Origin of the sequence: Janthinobacterium sp. 1_2014MBL_MicDiv (assembly GCF_001865675.1) — a bacterium.
Classification (GTDB): domain Bacteria; phylum Pseudomonadota; class Gammaproteobacteria; order Burkholderiales; family Burkholderiaceae_D; genus Janthinobacterium.
On the sequence record NZ_CP011319.1, the window covers coordinates 3850566 to 3874425 of the forward strand.

Annotated in this window: 16 protein-coding genes; 10 read left to right on the top strand and 6 right to left on the bottom strand. The window is 65.3% G+C overall.

The window, feature by feature from the left end; all coding sequences use genetic code 11:
* Positions 1-59 precede the first annotated feature (59 nt).
* Positions 60-662, bottom strand: coding sequence for a hypothetical protein (locus YQ44_RS16675; protein ID WP_156894885.1), 603 nt, complete (start codon positions 660-662; stop codon positions 60-62).
* A 291-nt stretch (positions 663-953) separates the two neighbouring features.
* Here YQ44_RS16675 and YQ44_RS16680 point away from each other — a divergent pair, with 291 nt between their 5' ends.
* From YQ44_RS16680 to YQ44_RS16695, 4 genes are all read left to right on the top strand, one after another.
* Positions 954-4277, top strand: a complete 3324-nt coding sequence (locus YQ44_RS16680; protein ID WP_071324351.1) for a type VI secretion system Vgr family protein — start codon at positions 954-956, stop codon at positions 4275-4277.
* Positions 4278-4531: 254 nt separating this feature from the next.
* The gene (locus YQ44_RS16685; RefSeq protein WP_156894886.1) at positions 4532-5815 is read left to right on the top strand and encodes a hypothetical protein; all 1284 of its coding nucleotides are present in this window, start codon (positions 4532-4534) and stop codon (positions 5813-5815) included.
* Positions 5816-5817: 2 nt separating this feature from the next.
* Complete coding sequence (locus YQ44_RS16690; RefSeq protein ID WP_071324353.1) at positions 5818-6828, top strand: PoNe immunity protein domain-containing protein; 1011 nt, start codon at positions 5818-5820, stop codon at positions 6826-6828.
* A gap of 2 nt (positions 6829-6830) precedes the next feature.
* The gene (locus tag YQ44_RS16695; RefSeq protein ID WP_071324354.1) at positions 6831-7979 is read left to right on the top strand and encodes a hypothetical protein; all 1149 of its coding nucleotides are present in this window, start codon (positions 6831-6833) and stop codon (positions 7977-7979) included.
* 29 nt (positions 7980-8008) lie between these two features.
* Here YQ44_RS16695 and YQ44_RS16700 read toward each other — a convergent pair whose 3' ends face one another.
* The 5 genes from YQ44_RS16700 to YQ44_RS16720 form a co-directional block, all read right to left on the bottom strand.
* Entirely contained in the window at positions 8009-9874 is a 1866-nt protein-coding gene (locus tag YQ44_RS16700) for a T6SS phospholipase effector Tle1-like catalytic domain-containing protein (protein WP_335589225.1), read from the bottom strand.
* A 275-nt stretch (positions 9875-10149) separates the two neighbouring features.
* Positions 10150-10911, bottom strand: coding sequence for a DUF3304 domain-containing protein (locus YQ44_RS16705; protein ID WP_083411906.1), 762 nt, complete (start codon positions 10909-10911; stop codon positions 10150-10152).
* Positions 10908-11720, bottom strand: a complete 813-nt coding sequence (locus YQ44_RS16710) for a DUF4123 domain-containing protein (protein WP_071324357.1) — start codon at positions 11718-11720, stop codon at positions 10908-10910. Before YQ44_RS16710 ends, YQ44_RS16705 begins: the two co-directional genes overlap by 4 nt.
* A gap of 3 nt (positions 11721-11723) precedes the next feature.
* Positions 11724-14621 (bottom strand): type VI secretion system Vgr family protein, encoded by a 2898-nt coding sequence (locus YQ44_RS16715; RefSeq protein ID WP_071326564.1) that lies wholly within the window; start codon positions 14619-14621, stop codon positions 11724-11726.
* The gene (locus tag YQ44_RS16720; RefSeq protein WP_156894887.1) at positions 14618-15394 is read right to left on the bottom strand and encodes a hypothetical protein; all 777 of its coding nucleotides are present in this window, start codon (positions 15392-15394) and stop codon (positions 14618-14620) included. The genes YQ44_RS16715 and YQ44_RS16720 overlap by 4 nt, the downstream gene beginning before the upstream one ends.
* Positions 15395-15617: 223 nt before the next feature.
* Between YQ44_RS16720 and YQ44_RS16725 the strand changes: the two genes are divergently transcribed.
* From YQ44_RS16725 to YQ44_RS16750, 6 genes are read left to right on the top strand one after another with little or no spacing between them, the layout of a single operon-like run.
* Positions 15618-16502: a M15 family metallopeptidase gene (locus tag YQ44_RS16725; RefSeq protein WP_071326565.1), complete on the top strand. Its 885-nt coding sequence runs from the start codon at positions 15618-15620 to the stop codon at positions 16500-16502.
* On the top strand, positions 16471-16740 hold the full coding sequence (locus YQ44_RS16730) for a PAAR domain-containing protein (RefSeq protein WP_071324359.1): 270 nt from the start codon (positions 16471-16473) through the stop codon (positions 16738-16740). Before YQ44_RS16725 ends, YQ44_RS16730 begins: the two co-directional genes overlap by 32 nt.
* A 28-nt stretch (positions 16741-16768) precedes the next feature.
* On the top strand, positions 16769-18211 hold the full coding sequence (locus tag YQ44_RS16735) for a hypothetical protein (protein WP_071324360.1): 1443 nt from the start codon (positions 16769-16771) through the stop codon (positions 18209-18211).
* A gap of 50 nt (positions 18212-18261) precedes the next feature.
* Positions 18262-22050, top strand: a complete 3789-nt coding sequence (gene tssM, locus YQ44_RS16740) for a type VI secretion system membrane subunit TssM (protein WP_071326566.1) — start codon at positions 18262-18264, stop codon at positions 22048-22050.
* Positions 22047-23027, top strand: a complete 981-nt coding sequence (gene tagF / locus YQ44_RS16745) for a type VI secretion system-associated protein TagF (protein ID WP_071324361.1) — start codon at positions 22047-22049, stop codon at positions 23025-23027. Before tssM ends, tagF begins: the two co-directional genes overlap by 4 nt.
* Positions 23028-23029: 2 nt before the next feature.
* Positions 23030-23842, top strand: a complete 813-nt coding sequence (locus tag YQ44_RS16750) for an OmpA family protein (RefSeq protein ID WP_071324362.1) — start codon at positions 23030-23032, stop codon at positions 23840-23842.
* Positions 23843-23860: the final 18 nt, after the last annotated feature.

Sequence of the window (23860 nt, forward strand, 5' to 3'; positions counted from 1 at the left end):
AATCATTATTATTTGCGCATGCACGTGTGCGCAGTAGGGATATGCGAGCGCCGCCGGCGTCAGGCAGCGGGCGAACAGGACAGCATGTGCTGCCAGACGTCATCCTGCACCTGCCGCACGTGCCGCAAGCCGTCCGCGCCGCGATACGTGTCCAGGGCATTCGGCCACGCGATATCGATGAACAACAGCCGTTGCGGATCGATCAGCAGGGACTGGCCCACATAATTTCCCTTGATCTCGCCCTTGTTCACGGCCAGCAGGCGCGCGCCGCCGGCCAGCGCCCGCTCTTCGAGGACCACGCCGCTGCGTTCGGCCACATCGCGCAGCCAGCGCTCACGCCAGCGCGCCTGTTCCTCGAATTGCCCCGCCGGCGGCCGGTCGAGCTTGACCACGGCCGCCACGGGCCCGCCGATGCCCGCCTGCAGCGAAAAGCCCATGCGTTCCTGCAGTTCGACCGTGTACGCCTCGCCCTTGACCTCGATCCGGTAGCGCCCCGCCCCGTCCTGCACCCGCAGGTCGGCCTGGTGATAGGCGGGCCGGACGCAATTGGCATATTGATAGGCGAGCACATCGAGGAACGGCGGTTCGGCGGGGGCTGACGCCGCCATGGCGGGCGACAGGCTGGCACACAGCGCGGCGGCGGCGCATTTCATCGTATTCATACTTTCTCCGGTTCACGTGGCACGGCAATGACGGCCGGAAACAGGTCCGGCCCGCCATCATGTTGCTTCTACATAATATTTTGCACAATTTTTTATTGATGGTGGAATTGGCAAGAGCGGCACTCTACCTGACGGAGAAAAAATCGCCCGCACGGCCTGCGCAAGACAGCCCCTGGCGCGCGATTCAATTGAATCGCGCTTGTGAAATCGCTATTTCTAAGGTGTAATCTTATAAGCAAGTCATTGAATTAATTGCAAGTACGCTCATTTCGCCACACGGAGTTCCCTTCAATGTCCGAATTGGTCCAAGCAAGCGCGTCGCCGTCACCCGTCGCCAACGGCGTCAGCCAGGCCACGCGCCTGCTGAAGCTGAGCACGCCGCTGGGCCCGGACAAGCTGCTGGCCGAATCCGTGCGTGGCGAGGAAGGCTTGAGCCAGGGATGCGTGTTCCATATCACCGCCCTCTCGCTCGACGCGGCCATTCCGCTCAAGTCGCTGATCGGCCAGCCCGTCCTGCTGGAATTGCTCATGGCCGATGGCGGCTGGCGCCCGTTCCACGGCCACGTCACCGCCGTCGAACTGGCCGGCGCGAACGGCGGCTTTGCCCGCTACAAGCTGACGATGGAGCCGTGGAGCGCCTTTCTCGCACACGGCCGCGACAGCCGCATCTTCCAGGACATGGCGGTGCCCGACATCCTCGAGGTCCTATTCCAGCGCTACCAGGGCCAGGGCATGCTGGCGCCGGCCTGGCGCTTCGAGCTGCTCGACCGCACGCGCTATCCGAAGCGCAGCATCTGCACGCAGTACCAGGAAAGCGACTGGGCCTTTGCGGAGCGGCTGATGAGCGAGGAAGGCCTGTTTTACCATGTCGAGCACCTGGGCGACGCGGGCAGCGCCAGCCTGGGCAGCCACACCGTCGTGATCGCCGACCATAACGGCAGCTTCAAGCCGAATGCCCAGGCCAGCATCGCCTACACCCAGCCCGGCGCCGTCATGCCGCAGGACAGCATTGACCGCTGGCGCATGCATGTGCGCCAGCAAACCAACGGCATCGAGCTGTCGAGCTGGGATTACCGCACGCGCGGCGAGCGTCCCGTCAGCGCTGGCGGCGCCGCCGACGGCATGCCGCTGGTCAGCCGCGACGCGCCTGGCGCCTATGCCTATGCCTCGCGCGAGCAGGGCCAGCGCATCGCCGAGCAGCAGCTGCAGGCGCTGACTGCCGGCAAGGAAGTCTTTGTCGGCGCCGGCACCGTGCGCACCCTGGCGCCGGGCACCACCTTCACGCTCACCGGCCAGGCGCAGACCGATGCGGCGGCCAATGACGACGAACGCAGCTTCCTCGTCGTGCGCACCGTGCACCTGATGCACAACAATCTGGACGCGGAACTGGGCGGTGGCCTGCTGCAGCGCTTTGGCCAGGGCTTGCTGGACATGCTGACCGGCGATGCGGAAACGGACAGCCTGCAGGCGGCCGGCAAGTCAATCGCCGAGCGCGCGCCCTATCGCAACCGTATCGACGCCATCCGCAGCAAGATACCGTACCGCAGCAGCCGCGCCGACAGCCACGGCCACTTGCTGCATCCGCGCCCCACCGTCTTCGGCCAGCAGACGGCCATCGTCGTGGGGCCGGCCGGCGCGCAGCTGCATACGGACCGCGACCACCGCATCAAGGTGCAGTTCCACTGGCAGCGCGGCGCGCAAAGCCACAGCCGGCTGGCCCATCCTGCCGCCGATGGCCATGCGGGCGCGCCCGGCGACGACAGCGCCGGCACCTGGGTGCGGGTGGCAACGCCGCTGGCGCCCGTCGCCGGGGCCAACTGGGGCAGCAATGCCCTGCCCCGCGTGGGCCAGGAAGTACTGGTCGACTTCCTGGAGGGCAATATCGACCGCCCCGTCGTGATCGGCACCCTGTACAACGGCCGTGGCCAGGCCGATGCGCAAAGCAACCAGGTCAGCCAAGGCACGGGCGCGGCGACGGGCAATGCACCGGCCTGGTTTCCCGGCCAGACCGGCGCCCACGCCCACCCTGCCGCGCTGTCTGGCATCAAGACCCAGGCGATGCAGGCGAGCCAGGGCGGCGCCGGCGCCTACAGCCAGCTGGTGTTCGACGACAGCCCGGGCCAGGCCCGCGTCGCCCTGCAGCGCCATGCGGGCGTGCACGCGGGCACGGCCGAGCTGAACCTGGGCCATTTGCGCCACCAGAGCGATAACCAGCGGCTGGCGCCGGCCGGTTTCGGCGCCGAGCTGAAAACGGAACACAGCGCCGCCCTGCGCGCGGGAGCGGGCCTGCTGCTGTCGGCGCATGGACGCGATGGCGGCGCCGGCAGCCAGATGGATGCGCAGGAAGCGCTGGAGCAAGTCCGGCAAAGCCTGCAATTACAAACCTCGCTGGCCGAGCAGGCGCACAAGCATCAGGCACTCCAGCTCGCCATCCCGGAGGGCGCCGGCCCGCCAGCAACGGCGGCGCAGACGCAGCCGAACACGGCGCCGGAGGCGGCCACCTTGCCCGCCATCGTGCAAATGGAACACAGCATGACCGTCCTGGGCGCAACGGCCGCCGGCCAGGCGGCGGACCCAGGACAGGGCCAGCAGGCAGCGGGCGGCCAGGGCCAGGCCAGCGCCTACAGCGAAGCGCATCTGCAATTGTCCAGCCCGTCGGGCATCGCCGCCACCACGCCCGCCAATGCCGTGCTCACCGCGGGCGGCAGCGCCAGCGTGACGGCCGGCGCCGACATCAACTTCGCCGCGCAGGGCAACAGCATGTACGCGCTGGGGAAAGGCATCAGCCTGTTTACCTACGGCAAGGCCAGCAACAAGGACAAGCCGAACCAGGAAACCGGCATCCGCCTGCATGCGGCCAGCGGCAAGGTCAGCAGCCAGAGCCAGGCCGACGAAACGCGGCTCACGGCGGACAAGGCCGTCACCGTCACCAGCACGGCCAAGAGCGTCGGCGTGGCGGCCCAGCAGCACGTGCTGATGACGGCCCAGGGTGCCTACATCCGCCTCGAAGGCGGCAACATCATGCTGCACGGCCCCGGAAAAATCGACTTCAAGGCCAGCATGAAGGAATTGACGGGGCCGGCCAGCAGCACCCCAAAATTACCGTTGTTACCGCAGGCTGGGGATGCAAGCAATTTCATGGAATTGAATTATCGCTGGGATGATTTACAGCCCATGGTGGGGGCGCCGTACGTCTTGCTGTTCGACAACGGCACCCGCCTTGAAGGCAAGCTCGATGCCAACGGCTTTGCCCGCCTGGAAAACCTGCCTGATCGCAATGCCGTCGTGATCTACGGCGAAGACGAAAGGGAAGCGGTTCCACGCCACAAGCAGAAACCGAACCAGCTGGCTGGCAGCAAGCCGAAAAGTGACGACGAGGCGCAATCGGTCCTCGAACGTTACCTGGCACAGGAGGCGGCCTATTACAAAGACAATTTCTTTCCGGATGAGCTAGACGACATGGCGGACGACTTTCCTGCAGGCGCCACCGCCAGCACCCTGGAATACGATTTTCACTACGACGATTATCGCTACAAGGACGAAGACAGCAGTGCGGACAAGGCCGCAAGCAAAAGCTACCGCGACTTGCACGATCAGCAAGACGGCGAGTCATGAGCGGCCTCACGCCAGCCGTCCCGGCCAGCACCATCCGTGGCGCCTCGCCAGCCAGCCGCGCGCTCAGGCAAGCCGATGACGGCATCGGTACCTGGCTGAGCGACCTCGTCACCGGCTCCGGTTCCTCTCCCGCGCACATCATCATCACCGGCATACTCGGTGTCGTCCCTGGCGTGGGACAGGCCATGGATGCGCGCGACCTGATCCTTGGCATCATCGTCATCAGCAAATCACCGTCCGCCATCGGCGCCTGGGTGGAACTGGCCATCACCCTGGTCGGTTGCGTACCGGCCGTGGGCGATACGCTCAAGGTCGGTTTCAAGCTGATGAACAAGGGGCACAATTTCGGCCGCGTGCTGGAAGCCGTCTCGCCCAAGCTGCGCGGCAACGTCGAAAAATTCATGCGCAAGATCGACTGGAACGTGCTGGCCCATGAAAGCAAGGGGCTCTTCAAGGGCGTGATCGACACCTTCATCGACGGCATTGACAGCTGGGTCGTCAAAGCCGTGGCGGGAAAGTCGGAAGTCAAGCTGTTGATCCAGGAAATGCAGGCAATCCAGAAACGCGGCCCGAAAATGATCGAGGACGCCTTCGCCGAACTGAAAAAACTGCACGGCAAGATGATGGGCCATGACTTGCCGCATAACACGGCCGCCGTCGGCAACGCCACGGGAAAGACCGTGCAGCATGAAGCACGGGAGGTGGGAAAGGATATCGCCGGCAAGGAAGCAAAGGCCGCCAGCAAGGCCGAAAAGAGGCTCGCCGCGAAAAAGAACAAGGATGTCACAGGAAATCAGGCCAAGCCGAATTCCAGCAAGGTCAATACCAAGAAAAAAGGCGAAAAGAAAAAACAGAAATGGCGCACCGGCGTGCCGGCCGAGCACATCACCGATTACTTCGTAAAGAAAAGACATGCGCTGTTCAAGAAGGCAAACAATGCCGGCAAGCTGACGGAAGAGCATAGCGTGCCGCACACCGGACTCGATCACCTGTGGTTCAAGGGCGCCGGCCTTAGCCAGCCTTTCATTGTCGGCGAAACCAAGTCGAGCATCTTCGACTCCTTTCGCCTGATGGCGGCGCTGCCCGCCGATCTGCAGGAAAAATTCAGTTCCCTGAGGGCGGACGAAGCGGCGAATCCCACGCCAAACAATAACAAACCGAATATTTTCGATAACGCGGACCGCGATGCCCATGCGAATCAAAGCGCCAGCATGGGAAACAAGGAAGCGGATGAAAAAGAACTGAGAAAAGGCTTGAACAGGGAAAATAAGGAAACAAAGCTGCCCACGCAAATGAGCCACGCATGGATAGCCCGCTCGCTCAAACAGGAAAAACTGACGGCTACCGGACTCACCATCAAGCCCTTGATGAAAAAATACGCCACCGGCCAGCTCCTCAACCCCGACGCCAAGCCCCCGTATCTGCGCTGGATCTCGCTGGTCACCGGTCGTCAGTTGAACAAGCATCGGCAGTCAAAGGGAAGCAATCATGAAATCCAATTGATGCTGGATATTCCAGACAACATATTAAGGAAATAAGCATGCAGACACTGGATGAAAAGACTTTTCTCGCATCCCGCAGGGAATTGCTGTTGTCATACGCCATTTATGTTGAAAGCAAAACCAGCCAGGACGAGGGTTTCGACATGGTGCAGGCAGGTTTGCAACAGCCGGCGGAAGTACTGCAGAATATTCCCCCCGAAAATTTCATGACGGCGACGCGCGAGCGGGCCTGGGACGGCATCGACCAGCTCTCCCTCGCATACAGCGCCGGCCATGCCACGGCCGATCTGCGCGCGCTGTATCCCACGATACTGGAATACTGGGAAGAGTATGCCAAATATGACAAGGCTTTCGACGTGCAGGCAAGCGCCGCGGAACAGGGATTTCCCCACTTCGCCCTGCCCGACGTCGCGTACGAACAAGTCAACCGGATGATCTGCCTGGGCATACTCCTGGGTTGGGGCAACTTGCTACCCCGCCTGGCGCCAGTCATCGATTTCAACAACCATGAAAAAGATGGGCTGGTCGAACGCCTGCTGGCATTTTCCATCGCCGGCCGGGATACCGACTGGCCGGAATGCACGCGCCACCTGCCCTACTTCAAGACGCTCAAGATATTCGCCGCAGAAAAAAATGATCGCCCGGCGTTGATGCAGGACTACCTGGACGAATGGTATTACGCCAGCCGCCGCGAGCCCTACTATGGCAGCCACGAGCGCGACACCTCCTTTTCAGGCTACTGGTCATGGGAAGCGGCGGCCATTACTTGCCTGCTCGATATCGACGACAGCAGCTATCGCGATGCCAAATTCTATCCGGCAGACCTGACGGCCTTCTTCCGGCAGGCACGCATGGACTATGCGCCGGCCGGCAGCGGCCCTGTGCCGGCAAACGAATTGCGCGCCAAGGCCGGCGATCCCTGTCCCAAGGCGGGAACGTGGGAATCGCTCGATATTCCCGCGCGCGCCATGTCGTACGAGCGAGAGCAGCCCATGTTCGACCTTGGTTCAGGATATGGATTGACCGTCTGGCGCTATCTGGAAAACTGAGCATGCCCGCCTTTACCGCGACTGGAAGCAGCAGGCAAAGCAAAACCGCCGTCATGGCGGCCATCGCCGGGGCTGGCTGCCTGTTCCTCGCCGTGGCGCCGCCTTCGCATGCCGCCGACACGCCCTTCCCGGGGATTTATTCCGTCATCGATCCCGTCACGGGCATGGCCCGGGATGTGCTGAAAATCGAACCGTTCATCCACGGCGAATTCAACGTCTTTCCCCGCTTCGCGGGGGAACGGGCGTGGGCCGGCGTCCTTTCCGCCAAGGTCATGGGCGCCAGGGATCGCTATCTGGAGCAAGCATTATTTCCCCAGGATAGCAAGGTGCGCGCCCTGGCGATCGCCGACATCGGCTACCTCTACCACACGCCCGGCGACAGCTATTCGCGCGACGGCCGCTCGGAGTCCGGCTACCTGAGCCATATCTTTGCCATCGGCATCCAGTCCATGCAGCGCCGGCCGCTGCTGGCCGGCCATGCCGAACGCGGCGAGCGCGGCCAGCACGACTACCGGCCCGGGGCCGATGAAGCGAAGATATCGGTCAGCACCCTGAACTACAGCGCGCGTCCCATCCAGGTCGGCGTCAGCGACGCCGGCAATCCCGCGAATGCCGTCGATACGGATCCCCTGAACCCCTACATGAGCAGCGCCGCCAATTGCTGTTTCTACCTGCCGGCCGCATCGCAGCAGCCCCTGCAGGTCAACATCGAGTACCGCTGGCTGCCGGACGGCAAGCGGGAAACGCGCACGCTGGCGCTGCCGGCCGGCAATGCCACCGACGAGCTGCTGGTCGTCGTGCAAGCCGATGGCAAGCTGGCGCTGGAATTTCGCGCCCCGCACGAATCGCTGTCGATGACCTCGGATGGCAGCGTCAAGGCCGGCAATGGCAGGCCGTATCCGGCCCTGCCCGCTGCCGAGCGCAAGGCCGTGCTGGCGGCGGAGCTGGCGCGTCAGCAACGTTTTCTCAAAGACATCAGCAAGAAACTGGAGAAACTGCCCTCGTCGACACCGCAGCAGCTCACGCAGCGGGTGGCAGAACTGGTCGAAGAGCGGCAAGCCACCGTGACCTATCTGCAGGCGTTTTCCGCATGCAAAGCGGCCGTGCGCGAGTGCGACCAGCAAGCCGCCGCGGCGGCCCGCGCCCGATAGCGACAAGACAAGCCCGCTTGCCTGGCAGCTCAGGCGATGGCTTCTTCCGTCGCCTTGCCATTTCTCGAGATCAGCACGCTGTCATAGCCGCTGTACACCTTGCGGTAACGCAAATAGCCGGCCCGGCCGGACAGGCCATAGCTGGCCCAGCTTGAATCGAATGGTTCGCGTCCCTCCGTCTGCATGCGCGGAATCTTGCCCGTGCGATCAAACTCCTCGACAGCCTTGCGCTGCGCATCGTCCAGGCCATCCTTCATCGGCGTATAGGGCTGCAGGCCCGTTGTCGATTTCATGCCGTAGGCGCGCGCCATCATCTTTTGCCGTTCCTCGTGGGCCAGTGCTCCGCTGACATTCAGTTGCTGCACCCTTTTTCGCTTCGCGCTCCAGGATTGCAACTTCTCGATCAAATCCCCTTCATTGTCAGGATTTCCAGGAATCAATTTAAACCAGGCACGCGAGTCGTGCACGTAATTGTCAAAGAAATGGAGCGTCTCGGCGCCAGGCTGCGGCGCGCTGCCCCACCAGGTCGCGATCTCTTCCCATTCATTGTCGTGGTCATTGTCAAAACCCGGCTCCTGCGCCTTGGCTCTGTAGCCTTTGCCCTTCTCTGCCAGCCAGGTCTCGAACGCCCGAATTTCCTGTTCAAATTCCTGGTTGGCGCTTTGCAGATCGTTCTTGTCGAAGTTCGAGGCGCGGCCAAAGCTGGCCGTCGATTCCAGCGGGGTTTTGCTGGTCGGTCGTCGCGACCTGTGCCACAAGATATGATTCTTGCCCTGTTCGCGCATGATGGCAGTCAAGGTGCCCGTCTTCACCTTGCACGTGGCCAGGTAAGCGTTCAGTGCCGTGATCGTCTCCGGCGCGACCTTGAAACGCTCCTTGGCCACGGCGCTGGCGAATTCCAGCTTCAGGGGCACGCCTGCCAGCCTGGCCGCCCGGTACATATAGATCAACGGAATGCGCGACAGCATGTCGGCCCCCATCTTGTCCAGACCACGGCCCTGCTCGCCCGGCATGTAGCCGCAACCGAGGTCGGAGTGCACGCCAGGGACGACCACCTCATCGCAATTCGGCGGCAACGCCTGCTTGACGGAAATCGAATCGAGCGGAAAGCTGCGCCGCAATTCATGCGCGGCGACCAGGTGCAGGCATGGGATACCCGGGGGGATGCGCAAGCTGTCATCGGTATCGGCCCAGCCGCCATGGCCATCGAACATCTTGCCCAGCAGGCTGTTACCCAGGGTATTGCCCAGGCCGACGGATGCCACCGTATCGAACAGGCCGAGGAAATTGAATGCCACCTCGAAACCACCGAGCGTCATCACGCCCGCTTTTTTACACAGATGGGCATCGAGCGTGCACATCGACATGAGCCAGTTGACAAAGGCGCGCGCCTGGGTGGCGCCGCGCGAAAAGCCAAAAATGGAAATGAAGATTTTCTTCACCGTCGCCGGGTCTTTTTGCTTGACATTGCCATATTTATCCGGCATGTGCACGGCGATTGCCGCATGCAGGCGCTTCAGGATTTTTTCAAATTCGAGACGCGTCTTTTCATTCTGCTCGTCATTCGGCATCTCGCGTTCAAACCGCTGGCGCGGTTTCATCAGGCGCCGCCGTGCCCTGTCGAGCACGATTCTATTCAGGATCGACTTTGTTTCATCGGGCGATAACAGGGGTTTCTTCAAAAAATAGCGGTGTATATTATTAATCGCCTGCAGCAGCGCCCACAGAATGCGCGCTTCGCCGCCATAACCGGCAGCCGCGCCCCGCGTCAGTTGCAAGCCCTTGCCGCTGTCGCCGATCTGCTCGAACGGCGACGCCACGCCAGGAATATACACCTTGAAGAAATGCGAATACGCTGCCTTTTCGTGTACCCAATCGGTGGCATCGGGCAGCACCGTCGGCGTGCTCAGTCCGGGAAAACAGTCATACAGGCGGGCGACGTTCGAGTGATTCTTCCCGGCGTCGGCCTGAATATAATTATTTTTTGTGCCGTCAAAGAAAAAACCAAAAAAGAGATTGGTTTTGCAGGTTGCGCAGGGAGGCTTGACGACAGACTTCTCGATCTCCTCCGCTGTCTTGCGTATTTTTCTCGATTCAATAGCAGAAAACAAGGTATCGAAATCGGCAGCCTTGGAAAACTCCGCGGGGACAGGCTCGATCAATCTGAAACTCATGGACGCTCCTTTTTTAACTGTTCCAATTTGCTTCGGCTGCCAGCCAGCAAACGGGCATAGTCCGCGCGCAAATACGCGTGAAAGCGCGTATCGTCAGGTCCCGTATAGTCGCTGAACGCTTTCGGGTCTGATTTCCGCTCAGACTCCCACACTTCCCTGGCATGCTTGAGCGGCGCCAGGCGCATCTGTTCAAGCAGCTTTTCCCACAATTCGACGCCGCCCTCTTCATGCTGAATGTAGGCATCCCATTTCTCTCGCCGATACTCCAGCGACGGCAGCGGCCAGCCCTTGACCTTCCCTGGCCAGCTGGCGTGATCGGGCTGGTAGTCGCTGGAAATGATCGCCAGCTTTCCATCGGCGCCGCGCAGCACCCACAGCTCGCCCGGCTTGCCGTCGGCATACGCGGGAACTTCGAGCACCTGCGTCTGCTTCACTTCCGGCAGGCTGCCATCGGCCTTCCGGGGCAGCCAGTAGGTGGCGTCCACCTGCACCTGAATGCCGGGTCGCCAGCGCCGGGGCAAGTCGTAGCAGCACATCGTGCCGCCGGCGGCATACGGGTCGATCGTTTCGCCGCCGCCCGCATTGTCCTTGTTGGCGGGATCGACGATGGCGTAACGAAAGACTTCTCCGCTGTAATTGACGCCGTGTATGCTGACCGGCACGTTCTTGTCGGCGCAAGCGCTCAGCATGGGCAGCAACAGCACGCCCATTGCCAACGCGCGCCAGCCCGCGCCGGCGGCTGTTCGAACGATCATCATGCGTCCCCCTGCGCTTGCAGGCTGGTTTCAGGCGGCCGCGCGGCATCGGGCGCTGCGCCACTCTGCAGCCAACGCTCGCACCAGTCGGCCTTTTCATAGTAATCGAGCGGCTCGCCCTGGATGGCGGCCAGGGCTTGCGCCACGCCGCGGTAGGCGCCATGGCGGTCATGGCTGTGGTCGTGCCCGCATTCATGCAGCATGGCGAGGATTTCATCGGCTTCGCTGTCGCCGATCAGGCTGGCAAACTGCTGCTCGCTCAGCGCCACGGGCCGCTCCGCCAGCGCACTGTCCAGCCCAGGCACCGGCAACTGCCGCCAGTTGCCGTCGCGGGCGATATAGGACCAGCTGACGGCGGGCCCAGCCAGCTGCGCCTGCTGCACCGGTGTCAGCGCGGCATAGATGGCCGGCAGCCGGCGCGTGTCGGGGAAACGAAAATTGAAGCGCTGGCCTTCGCCTTCGATGACGCACCAGGCCGCCAGCCTTTCGGCCAGTGCCGCCTGGCTTTCCCGCGTGGCGATGGCGCTCAGCATGGGCCAGCCGCTGCAGCGCTGCAGCCAGGACGCCTCGGCCATGCCCATGCCCGGGCCGGGATACGCCAGCAGCAGCGGCGATACGTCGCGCGTGGCGTCATTGCAGCCTGGCAAGCTTTCAAACAGCAGGGCCGGCGACAGCGTGGCCAGCTTGCGCTGCAGCCCCGGCAGGAAGACGCCGTCGAGCAAGAGATACAGCCGCGCGTTTGCCGGCGCCGCCTCGCGCGCCAAGGTGTCGCACTGCGCCAGCCAGCCATCCGTATAAGGGGCAATCAGCATCGTCTATCCTGCCATGGTGAAAGCGGAGCCGGCCATCAGGGACTTTTTCAGGCACTCCACGCATATGCTGCTGGGCAAACCGGGCATCGCATACGCCATGCTTTCCGGGCCGATAAAACTTTTCTTGCCGGCATGGATCGTGATCTTGCCCGGACACTGGATGGTGATGTTGCCGCCCTCGATAGTGATATTCGCCCCGCCCGCCGTCGACAAACGGATGCTTTTCGCCGCCGCCCAGTCGATGTGCGCCGTGGCGCTGATCACATTGACTTCGTCGCGCGCCTGCACCTTGAGCACGTCGGCCTGCGCCTGCAGGTCGATGGCTTGCTTGGCGGCGATCATCTGCAGGCCGATATTGTTCTCGCCCGCCTTGACGACGCCGCCCAGGGTGCCGATGGCCTGGCCGGCATGCACGCGCAGCTGGCCGCCGCCGACGAACTGCGTATCGAGTCCGCTCATCAGCGACACGGTTTCGCCGTTCGCCAACTGGATATCCTTGCCGGCCAGCACGCCAAGCCCGGCCCGGGCAGCGATGGCAATGATGGCGTCGCTGCTGTGCGGCAGCTTGTCGTCGCCGGGAGTCGTGGGCTTGGCGGCCGCGTCGCGCCTGGCGGCTGTCGTATTGTCCTGGCTGAGCATGCCCGACGCCGTCGTCAGGAATGCCTTCAGCGGCGCCGCCTTGTCGTCCAGCACGCTGGCATCCGCCTTGGCCGCGCCCAGATGGCCGGCCAGGGCCACGGTCTGGTGCGTGACGGCGGCGGCGCTGAACGTTTCGCCCAGCTTGGCCGCCTGCTTGAGCAATACCATGCCAGGCGCATTGTCGCCGGCCGGGTCGCGCGCCTGCACGTCATGGTTGACGAGGTAGCTGGAGACCAGCAAGCCCGCGCCCGCCCGCACGGCGCCATAGTGATCCGTGCGCAACTCGGCGCCCGTGCCGCGCAGGCTGCCCCGGTAATTGTCTGCCGCGTGGATCAGGTGGCCAAGATTGAGCTCGCTTGCGCCATGGCTGCTTTTGAGCTGGATGCGGCCCTGCTGGTCCGTATCGTCGAACAGCAGCTGGTTATAGCCGCTGGCGCCGAATTCCTTGCTGCGGATGCCCCATTGCGCCGTGCCGTTGCGGTGGCCCGCAGTGCCGCCCGCCGCGCCATGCCACAGCGGACTGTTGCCACCGGCCACGTTGCCCTGCGCCGATGGGGCGTGGTCGTGCGCCGCCTCGAACACGCCGGCGGCGCTCGCATTCGCGCTGGCGGCGCCGCCCGGCGTCGGCGCCAGGCCGCCCTCGCCCTGGCCGTTGTACAGCGCGCCGACGATGATGGGGCGGTCGATATCGTTTTCCAGGAATTGCACCAGCACTTCCTGGCCGATGCGCGGCAGGAACTGGCTGCCCATGCCGCCACCGGCCGAGCGCTGCGCCACGCGCACCCAGCAAGTCGCACTGCCGTCCTGCTGCCAGTGAAAGCGGATGCGCACCCGGCCCAGCCTGTCGCAGTAAATCTCGCTGGCGCCGCCGGCCGCATTGCCGCCATCGGCGCCCACCACGATCGCGCTCTGGCTGCCCAAGGCCGTGGGTTTCGGATGGTGGCGCACGTCGCCGCCGTCCTGTGCCGGGCGCCATGGCGTATCGGCCGAGATCGCTTCAATATGGTTGGCATAGCCGCTCTCGGCCGCCTGCGCGATCACCTGTCCGAAATGCGCGATGTCGCGCGGCGCCAGCGCCTGGTCGGCCAGGCCTTCCTGCAGCAAGGCGGGAATGGGACCGAACAGCTCAGCCAGCCCCTCGCGGGCCGGCGCCGGCAAATTATTGACGCCCACGCTGCACACGCGCAACACGACCAGCGCGGGCGCCGCGCCGCCCTCCTGCTGCAATGGACCTTGCGTCAGCGTAAAACGGGTGCCGGCGCGCAAGGTGCGCACGGTGGAGCGCGCCTCCCAGCGTTCGCTGCGCGCTTCGATGGCCTGCATCTGCAGCAAGGCATAGCGCGCGGCCTGGGCGGCATCGGCATAGAAATACTGGCCCGGCGCATCATAGCTTTCCAGCACCATGGCGTTCTTTCCGCCCGGCACCAGCCGCGTCGGCACGCTGGCGCTGACGGCTTTCTTGGCCTTGTAATCGTAGCTGAGGACGGTCGCGACCGACGTGCTCAGCGCCCGCCCACGGCTGATCGCCTGAACCGCATCGGCCTGTTCCATGGCCCGCGCGCCATGGAAACGCAAGCCGCCGCCGGCAGCGCTGCTGGCGTCTTCCGGCACGGCGCTCAGCGCGCTGCTGTCGGCGAACAGCACCAGGCAGTGGCCGCCATCCTGTTCTTCGAAACGCCATGCCAGTCCTTCTTCTGCCAGCAGGCGGCTGACGAAGGCCAGGTCCGATTCGCGGTACTGGCAGCAATAGCTGCGCGGCGACGCCTCCTGCATGAACGGCCCCGTGTCATCGCTCCAGCGCCAGACGGCCTGCGGCGCATAGGCCTCGAAGACGCTGTCGACGATCTCGATCACGCTCTTGTCTTGCCACACGCGGCTATTGCGCGCCTGGCTCAGCAGCCACAGCCATGGCGTCAGGCGCAGCCGGAAACGGGCCAGTCCCCCTTCGCTGCCCAGCATGGCCGCCTCGCTGACATGGCCGCTGAATGCGGCACGGCTGCCGTCGGCCAGGCTGACCTGCAAGGTGGCAGGCTGGCCCAGCAGCGGCGCCAGCGCCAGATTGGCGTTGGTGGACAGCACGATGATGTCGCGCGCGCCCACCCCGTGCAAGCGCTCGTCGGACGCAAACGCTTCCACCAGCAATGCGTCCGCCGCATCGCCGCCCTCGCCGCCCAGGACCAGCTCGTACAGCCGCGTCACGCTGCTGAAACCGGCCAGCGACGCGCCGACCTGCGCGGCCTGGTCGGCGCGCGCGCCGCTCATGCGCCGGCCCTCGCGGCGGACCTGGCCGCCTTGCATTGCGCATTGCCGGCGCCGCGGCCCTTGCACACGCGTTCGCGGCAGGCGTCGGCGGCCGTCCGTTTCAACTTGGCGCATTGCTGAAGCTGGGATTGCAGGCTGGCGACGGGCGGTGCGGGAACAGGAGCAACTTGCGCGTGCGCCACGAGGGCCGCCAGCAAGGCGATGTCGCTTTCTTCCTCGCGGCTGGCTGCTGGCGCCGTCTCGGCCTTGGCGGCCGGCTTCTTCGCCGGCGGATGAGAGGCTTTAGGGACACTCCTGGCTGGCGTTTTGGCCGGCCGCGCCGCAGGCGCCGAGGGCGTTTCCAGGGCCTTGCTCAGCACATCGCCGGCAGGCGTGGCGGCGCTACGGGCGGGAGCGGCCGTCAGCATGTCATTCAGGCTTTGCCGCGGCGCCGGGTCGATGGCGGCCGGCACCTCGTCATGAATGCGGGCGACGGCGGGCGGCGCATCCGGGACAGTCGCGGCGGCGGCCGGCAAGGCCGCGACCACCGGCGCCTGTGCGTCCGCTCCCCGCTGCCCCAGCCAGACACCGGCCGCCAGCAGCAACAGGGCGGCAGCCGCCCCTGCCCCATAGCGTACCGCCAGCCGGCCACCCGTCGCGCCGCCTGCGACAGCCCCGCCCTTGCCGCCTTGCAGCGTGGTCAGGATACGGTTACGGTCGGCCTCGGCCTGCTGCGCTGGCGTCAATAGGCTGGGCCGGGCCGAGGCCCTGGGGCTGTCGTCGTGAGGTCGCAAAATGTGAGCTCCTGTAATATTTGCAAGACTTTACGCTATTCAACAAAATGATGACGCGTGCCATAAAATCAACAGTGCGCACCCCCGCACAATTGAAATGCACAGCCCGTTAATTAGCAGTTTTGTAAGATATACTCCCGAGCAATATCCGTGTCCATGCACCGGCATCGCGCCGCGGATAGCACAAACTCTGCAGCCAAACATTCTTTTGATTGAGGTGCGCGTGTTTCTACTCGCGGTAGCACTGTATTTCATACTGGCATGCCTGGTCAGCTGGCTGGCGCTGTTTCCGGCCGGGCGCGATTTCGTCATGCAAGCAATGTATGGCGCGGAGCAACGCCTTGCCGCGTACGTCAGCCGCTTCACCAGACAGCGGCAGGCGGGCCTGGCCAGCGTGCGCCAGGGCGGGACGGCGGCGCTCGGCCACACGGCGGCCTTCCTGCGGCGCCACTACCTGCTGTGCCTGGCGGGCATGGCGGTGATCAGCCTGCCGACGGCACTAGTCCTCATGACGGACAGCAAGCGCATGCTGGGCGCCTACGACGTCTCCACGCGTGAAATGAATGCCCAGGTCGCCAGCCTGCTGCAGGGCGAGCAACTGGTGCCGCCCGTCGACCTCCCGCCGCTCGTGTTTGCCACCGAAGAAGTGCGGCTGGAGCGGCCCTTGCTGATATCTGCCAGCCGCAACTGGACACTGTTGAATACGGAATACGCGCAACGTTTATTGCTTGTCTTTAAAATAATGAAGGAAAAGCATGGCTACGACATGGCGCTGCTGGAGGGCTATCGCAGTCCGGAGCGGCAAAACACCCTGGCGGCCATGGGGCCCAGCGTAAGCAACGCGGCCGCCTTCCAGAGCTGGCACCAGTATGGCCTGGCCGCCGATTGCGCATTTTTGCGCGACGGCAAGCTGGTCATCTCGGAAAAGGATGCGTGGGCCATGCGCGGCTATCAGTTGTATGGCGAAGTGGCCGAATCGGTCGGCATGACGTGGGGCGGTCGCTGGAAAATGATGGATTTCGGACATACCGAGCTGCGTTTGCCCGGTGTGATGAAAAAAGCTGACAGGAGCGCATATGGCGGGTCCGGTAATCAGATTGGGCGATAAAACCTCGCACGGCGGCACCGTGCTCGAAGCGTCGACCGTGAGCGACAGCGGCGGCATCGGCATCGCGCGCGTGGGCGACAAGGTTGCCTGTCCCCTGCCGGGCCACGGCGTCTGTCCCATCGTCAGCGGCGACCCGAGCCTGGTCGTCGATGGCCGGCCCGTGGCCCGCCATGGCGACAAGACCAGCTGCGGCGCGGTGCTGATCGCCAGCCAGCAAGCGACCACGGACCAGGCATGAGCGCGCGCCGGCACGAGGAACAGCGCTGATGCGCGCGTGGCTGCGGCGCTGCCTGCTGGTGCTGGCCGTATTCGCGCTGTGCTGGGGCGGCGCCATCTGGTACTGGCGCGCCGGCACGCGCGTGCCGACGGCGGGCGACCTGGCCGGCGCCATGCTGTTGCTGCCGCTGTCGCTGTTGCTGGCCTTCTGGCTCGGCAAAAAGCTGCTGGCCAGGCTGGCGGCCGCACCAGCCTTGGCGGCGGCCGTTGCGGCGACGCCACAGGCCGACGCCGCGCCCACGGCGCCGCCGCCGGCGCCGCTGCATATCGTCGCGGCCGCCCTGCGCATGCCGGGCGGCGCCACGCCCGAGGAACTGACTACGGCCATGCAAGCGAGGCAGGCCCGTCCCGCTCTCGACCCGGACCTGCTCGATGAAAACGGCTACCCTTTGCTGTGTGGAAAAGTGGCCGGGGTACAGGAAGACACGCAGCAGCAAACCCTGGCCGCCTGGCTGCGCCAGCATCCGCAGCCAGGATTGGATGCAGAACGCTTCCCCTTCAATCCTGAGGATGTGCGCGCGCTGGCCCTGGGCGCCGAAGTGCTGGCCGACCTGATGTACGCAGCCATGCGGCATCCGCTGCTGCCCGCATGGTTGATGGCGCCCGCCTCGGCCCGCGCGGCCATGGCGCTGCCCACGCTGCAACTGCACCTGCTGCTGCCGGCGGCGTGGAGCCCCGCCCAGTCGCAGGCGGGCAGCGCCTGGCTGCACCGGCTGCTGCTGGAGCAGGGCTGGCCGCCCGAAAAGCTGGCCTTGCCGACGCTGTCCGCCACACCGCAACCGGCGCCGTTCGCGCTGCTCGCACAGATTGCCGCGCGCGCGGCGCAGGACGGGCAACCTGTCCTGGCCATCGTACTGGCCTGCAACTCCTACATCGGCGAGATGAGCGTGCACGACTGGGCCAGCAGGGAGCAGCTGTTCAGCGCCGGGCAGGCCGACGGACAGATACCAGGGGAAGGCGCGGCAGGCCTGCTGCTGGCGAACTCGGCCGAAGCGGCGCTGCTGGAAGCGCCGCCGTCCGTACTGCTGCACCGCGGAGCCGCGCAGGCGCGCGACAGCGCCGCCGGGCCGCGCAAGCAGGGCGAGCCGGGCTTGCTGGCAAGCCTCGCCACGCAGGCGCTGGCCAGCGCCGCCGTGGCCAGCGCCGACATCACGCTGGTAAGCGCCGATACGGACCAGCGCGCCGGCCGCATGCTCGAACTGATGAATTGCACCAGCGCCCTGCTGCCTGAACTCGATCTCGGCACCCAGGTGTTGAGCGTCGGCACGGCGTGCGGCCATGCCGGTCCCGTCGCCGCCCTGGCGGCGCTGGCACTGGCGCAGCACGCGGCGGCCAGCGGCGGCCAGGCCTTATGCCTCAGCAACCTCGATCCACTGCACTACGGCGCCATCGTCGTCGGCCCGCCCGCCGGCAACGGCGACGCCGCCGGCTGACGCTGACACCTTCCACCCACGCACATTAACGGCTTGCTCACTACACTATGATGCAACGATTTTGGCACCTCCTCACTACCCGCTTCAGCCTGCTCATCCTGGGCGGCGTGGCTTTCGTCCTGCTGCTCCTGGTGTGCACCGTCATCTTCGAATGGCCTTACCTGCCCGTGCTGGCGGTCTTGGCCGCGGCGGCGCTGCTGGTCGCCATCGCGTGGTGGTGGCGCCAGCGGCGGCGGCGGCGCGACGGCGCCAGCTTCAGCAACATGCTGGAACAGCAGGCGGCCGGCGCCGCGCCGAAGGCGGGAGCGGTGCAGCGCGAGGAAACCGAAGCCATCCGCAAACGCATGCTCGAAGCGATCGGCACCATCAAGACCTCCAGGCTGGGCCAGCTGTCGGGCGACGCGGCCCTGTATGAATTGCCCTGGTATATGATCATCGGCAACCCCGCCGCCGGCAAAAGCACGGCCATCGCCAATTCCGGCCTGCAATTCCCCTTTGTCGACAGCAAGATCGTGCAAGGCCTGGGCGGCACCCGCAATTGCGACTGGTTCTTCACCACCGACGGCATCCTGCTCGACACGGCAGGCCGCTACTCCGTCAACGACGAAGACCGCGCCGAATGGTTCGGCTTTCTCGGCCTGCTGAAAAAGCACCGCAAGCGGGCGCCCATCAACGGCATCATCATCGCCGTCAGCATCGCCGAACTGACGGGCAGCCGGCCCGAATTCGCCATCGAACTGGCGAAGAACCTGCGCCAGCGCGTGCAGGAACTGACGGAAAAGCTGGAAGTCCACGCCCCCGTGTACGTGGTATTCACCAAGGCCGACCTGATCACGGGCTTCACCGAATTTTTCCAGGATGCCGAACGCAGCGAGCGCGACAAGGTCTGGGGCGCCACCCTGCCCTACAGCGTGAGCAGTTCGAAACAGGACGTGCTGGAACAGTTCGACCAGCGCTTCGACGAACTGTACGATGGTTTGAAGGACCTCAGCCTGGCCAGCATGGCCCTGCTGGGCCGCGAGCGCATGCCGCCCGGCGTGTTTACGTTTCCGCTGGAATTCAGCTCGATCAAGGGGCCGCTGCGCACCTTCATCGCCACCCTGTTCGAGGAAAACCCGTTCCAGTTCAAGCCCGTGTTCCGTGGCTTCTATTTCACCAGCGCCTTGCAGGAAGGCGTGTCGGTCTCGGCCTCGTCGGAACGGGTGGCGCAGCGCTTCGACCTCAAGCTGCAGCCGCAGGAACAGGCGGCGGTACAGGACCAGCACGGCTACTTCCTGCTCAACCTGTTCCGCAAGGTCATCTTCGCCGACAAGGACCTGGTGGCCCAGTACGCCAGCCCGCGCAAGACCCGGCTGCGCTACGCCACCTTCTTTGCCGCCATCGCGCTGGCCGGCCTGGCGCTGGGCGGCTGGAGCTGGTCCTACCTGGCCAACCGCCAGCTGGCGGCCAATGTGCAGGCCGACCTGGACCAGGCCATCAAGGTGCAGGACAAGCGCCTGGACCTGCATTCGCGCTTCGAGGCGCTGGAAATCCTGCAGGACCGCATCGAACAGCTGGAAGCGTACCGCAGCAAGCGCCCGCTGGCCCTCAGCCTGGGCCTGTACCAGGGCGACTTCCTGGAGCGCAAGCTGCGCGAAGAATATTTTTCCGGCGTGCGCGAAGTCATGCTCAAGCCCGTGACGCAATCGCTGGAAGCGTTCTTGTCGGAAGTCAATGCTGGCGCCGGCCGCCTGCAGCCGATGGCCGGCACGCCGCCAGCGGCCGCCGTGCCGGCAGCAACGGCCACTGTCGCCGTCGCCCCGGCTGCGGCTGCGGCTGCCCCAGCGGCGCCTTCCGCCACACCTGCCGTCCAGCAATTCAAGGATGCCGCGCCGGCGAACGTGGAAGACGCCTACAACGGCTTGAAGACGTATCTGATGCTGAGCGACAAGTCGCGTGCCGAGGCCAGCCACCTGAACGACCAGCTGACGCGTTACTGGCGCGGCTGGCTCGACGCCAACCGGGGCAGCATGCCGCGCGAACAGATGATACGCAGCGCCGAGCGCATGATCTCGTTCTACCTGACGCAGATCAATGATCCGTCGTGGCCGCAGATCGACAGCAAGCTGGCCCTCGTCGACCAGTCGCGCGACAGCCTGCGCCGCGTCGTGCGCGGCATGCCGGCGCGCGACCGCGTGTATGCCGACGTCAAGGCGCGCGCCGCCACGCGCTTCCCGTCGATGACGGTGGCCCGCATCGTTGGCGAGCAGGACAAGGAACTGGTGCTGGGCAGCTACGCCATCCCCGGCACGTTTACCCGTGACGCCTGGGAGAAATACATCCAGCAAGCGTTCCAGGAAGCGGCCAACCGCGAATTGCAAAGCGCCGACTGGGTATTGAAAACGGCGTCGAAGGACGACCTGACCCTGGAAGGCAGCCCCGAGCAGATCCAGAAAGCCCTCGTCGAACTGTACAAGAACGACTATGCGAAGGAATGGCAGAAATTCCTCCAGGGCGTCAGCATCCGCGAATTGAACGGCTTCGACAACGCGGCGCAGGCCATGAACCGCCTGGGCGACCCGCAATCGTCGCCCATCAACAAGCTGATCGAGACGGTGTACCAGGAAACCTCGTGGGACAATCCTTCGCTGCTGGGCCAGGGCTTGCAGCGGGCGCAGCGCGGGGTGATGGACTGGTTCAAGGAAACGGTGCTGCGCCAGAAACCGGCCGTGGCCGGCGGCCAGGCCGGCAGCGCCCTGCCGATGGGGCCCGTCGGCCGCGAATTTTCCGGCGTGGCCCGCCTCGTCGTCGCCCGGGACAAGGATGCCTCGCCGATGCGCGGCTACCTGGCCACGCTGTCCAAGCTGCGCGTGCGCCTCAACCAGATCAAGAACCAGGGCGACACGGGGCCGGGCGCCAAGCAGCTGATGCAGCAAACGCTCGACGGCAACGGTTCGGAACTGGCCGATGCCCTGAAATATGTCGACGAACAGATGCTGACGGGCATGAGCGATCCGCAAAAACAGGCCATCCGGCCGCTGCTGGTGCGCCCGCTGATGCAAACCTTCGCCGTCATCGTCAAGCCCACCGAAACGGAAATCAACAAGGTCTGGCTGGCGCAGGTGCTCGAACCGTTCCAGAAAACGCTGGCGGCGAAATACCCGTTCGCGCCCGATTCGCGCACCGAGGCGAGCAACGCCGACATCGGCCAGGTCTTCGGCCCGGAAGGCGCCATCGCCAAGTTCTTCAATACCGCCATCGGGCCGCTGGTGGTGCGCCGCGGCGACAGCATCAGCGCCAGGACGTGGGCATCGATGGGCATCAGCCTGGCGCCGCCCGTGGTGGCCAGCCTGCCGGGCTGGATCGCGCCGCTCAGCGCGAACGGCGTGGCGACGGCGGCCGGCGCCGCCGAAGCGCAGACGCGCTTCGACTTGCAGGCGCTGAGCGCGCCCGGCGCCAGCGAATACACGATCGAGATCGATGGCCAGGCGCTGCGCTGGCGCGGCCAGCCGCAGCCGTGGATACACATGGTCTGGCCCAACCCGGAAGGCGTGCCCGGTTCGCGCATCAGCGCCATCACGCCGGAAGGGCGCAACGTGGTGCTGCTGAATGAGCCCGGCCATTTCGGCCTGAAGAAAATGATCGATTCGGCCAAGCGCACGCGCAAGGAAGGCGGCGTATTCGAACTGAGCTGGGAAAACAGCGGCGTCACCGTGACGGCCAACCTGAAGATCGTCACCACGCCGGCACCGGCGGCGGCCCCCGCCGGCGGCCAGGGTTTCCGCGGCCTGAAGCTGCCGGAAACGGTGGTCAACAGCGTCCCCGACACGGGCGCCGCACTCGCGGGGAACACGCCATGAGCCGCCCGACACCCACCGCGATCGGCTATTTCGGCAAGATCCCCAGCCGTGGCGACTTCGTCAAGAGCGGCGACAATCCCGCGCTGCTGAAGATGCTCGACGACTGGCTCGCCAACGCCATGGACCTGATGAGCGCCGACGCCCGCTGGAAGCTCACGTATGACGCGCTGGCGCCGCTGCATTTCGCCTTCATCGGCCCGCGCCGCGGACGCGCCATCGCCGGCCACATCGCCGCCAGCAGCGACGCCTCGTCGCGCCGTTTCCCGTTCCTGATGATGAGCGCGATGGAAGTGGGCAACCCGGCCGGCTTCGTGCCCACCAGCCCGCTGGTGCTGTCGCGCCTGTGGAACCGGCTCGATGCGCTCAGCGGCGGCCTGCGCGGCGCCGAAGCGGCTGCCGCGCTGCAGGCGGCAGCCAGCGCCAGCATCGAGCTGGACTTGCGCAGCAGCGCCTATGACGCCGCCTTCGACGACTTCCTCGACCTGCAGACGGTCGGCGCCCTCGACGCGCTGCTGGCGCCGACGGGCTTTGGCGGCTCGGTGCGGCAAGTCCTGCTGGCATTGGGCATGCTGCTGCAGCCCGTCATGGCCAGCAGTTCCAGCCGGCTGGAAAAAAGCCTGGAACTGCCGCTGCCGGACGACCCGCTGTACCGCAACCTGGTGGCGGCGTTCTGGATGCACCTGATCGCGCCCTTCCTGGCGCGCGCCGATTTCGAACTGGCGCTGTTCCTCACCCGCATCCGCGGCCGCCACGCGCTGGTGCTGGGCTTTTGCGGCGCCTCGGCACAGACGCTGCACGCCATCATGGAGCCGCAGGCGGCGCTGGAGCACCACATCGCCTTCGACGACCTGGCCTGGGTCGAGGAACACGTGGGCGCCGACTACGCCATCAAGAAGGTTTCAACCTACCTCGCGCAGGCAAACCTGTCACTCAAATCGGCGCACGACTCGTTTCGCGCCGCCTTCATCGGGACCTGATCATGCGCCAACTCCGGATTGCCCTCCTCGCCTGCCTGGCGCTTGCCGCGTCCGGCGCCCGCGCCCAGGCGGCCGCCGCCCCTGCCGCCATGCCCGCGATACCGGCGGCCGCCACGCCGCAGCCTGGCCAGGTGCTGGCCAGCGGCACGGTGCCCGACGAGGCGTCCAAGGCCGCCGTGCTGGCCCGCCTGCGCGACCTGTATGGCGCCGACAAGGTGGTCGACCAGATCGCCGTCGGCCAGGTCGCGCTGCCGGCCAACTGGAACGCCTACGTGCAAAAACTGCTGACGCCCGACCTGAAGCAGATCCGCCGTGGCCAGCTGACGATCGACGGCAGCGTCGTCAGCGTGCGCGGCGAAGTGGCCAACGAGGCGCAGCGGCAAAAGATCGCCAGCGATATCGCCACCAGCCTCAATCCCACCTACACCGTCAACAATGGCTTGCGCGTCTCCGCGGCGGACCAGAATATCCTCGACAGCACGCTGGCCAACCGCACCATCGAGTTCGAAAGCGGCAAGACCACGCTGACGCCGTCCGGCCGCGCCATCCTCGACGAAATGGGCGCGGCGCTGCAAAAGCTGGCGGGACGCAAGGTCGACATCATCGGCCACACGGACAACCAGGGGCTGCGCGCCAGCAATCAGCACCTGAGCCAGGCGCGCGCCGAGGCGGTCAAGGCCTATCTGGCGGCCAAGGGCATCGATGGCGACTTGCTGAGTGCCTCGGGCCAGGGGCCGGACCGGCCCATCGCCAGCAACGACAGCATCGACGGCCGCGCGCGCAACCGCCGCATCGAATTTCGCATGGTCCAGTAAGACCTGGCCGCCACACCC

Excerpts from the sequence above, each read along its gene's own strand:
- YQ44_RS16675 (WP_156894885.1), bottom strand. The coding sequence starts at position 662 with ATGAATACGATGAAATGCGCCGCCGCCGCGCTGTGTGCCAGCCTGTCG.
- YQ44_RS16680 (WP_071324351.1), top strand. The coding sequence starts at position 954 with ATGTCCGAATTGGTCCAAGCAAGCGCGTCGCCGTCACCCGTCGCCAAC.
- YQ44_RS16710 (WP_071324357.1), bottom strand. The coding sequence starts at position 11,720 with ATGCTGATTGCCCCTTATACGGATGGCTGGCTGGCGCAGTGCGACACC.
- YQ44_RS16715 (WP_071326564.1), bottom strand. The coding sequence starts at position 14,621 with ATGAGCGGCGCGCGCGCCGACCAGGCCGCGCAGGTCGGCGCGTCGCTG.
- tagF (WP_071324361.1), top strand. The coding sequence starts at position 22,047 with ATGAGCCGCCCGACACCCACCGCGATCGGCTATTTCGGCAAGATCCCC.
- tssM (WP_071326566.1), top strand. The coding sequence starts at position 18,262 with ATGCAACGATTTTGGCACCTCCTCACTACCCGCTTCAGCCTGCTCATC.
- YQ44_RS16735 (WP_071324360.1), top strand. The coding sequence starts at position 16,769 with ATGCGCGCGTGGCTGCGGCGCTGCCTGCTGGTGCTGGCCGTATTCGCG.
- YQ44_RS16705 (WP_083411906.1), bottom strand. The coding sequence starts at position 10,911 with ATGATGATCGTTCGAACAGCCGCCGGCGCGGGCTGGCGCGCGTTGGCA.
- YQ44_RS16730 (WP_071324359.1), top strand. The coding sequence starts at position 16,471 with ATGGCGGGTCCGGTAATCAGATTGGGCGATAAAACCTCGCACGGCGGC.
- YQ44_RS16750 (WP_071324362.1), top strand. The coding sequence starts at position 23,030 with ATGCGCCAACTCCGGATTGCCCTCCTCGCCTGCCTGGCGCTTGCCGCG.
- YQ44_RS16695 (WP_071324354.1), top strand. The coding sequence starts at position 6,831 with ATGCCCGCCTTTACCGCGACTGGAAGCAGCAGGCAAAGCAAAACCGCC.
- YQ44_RS16690 (WP_071324353.1), top strand. The coding sequence starts at position 5,818 with ATGCAGACACTGGATGAAAAGACTTTTCTCGCATCCCGCAGGGAATTG.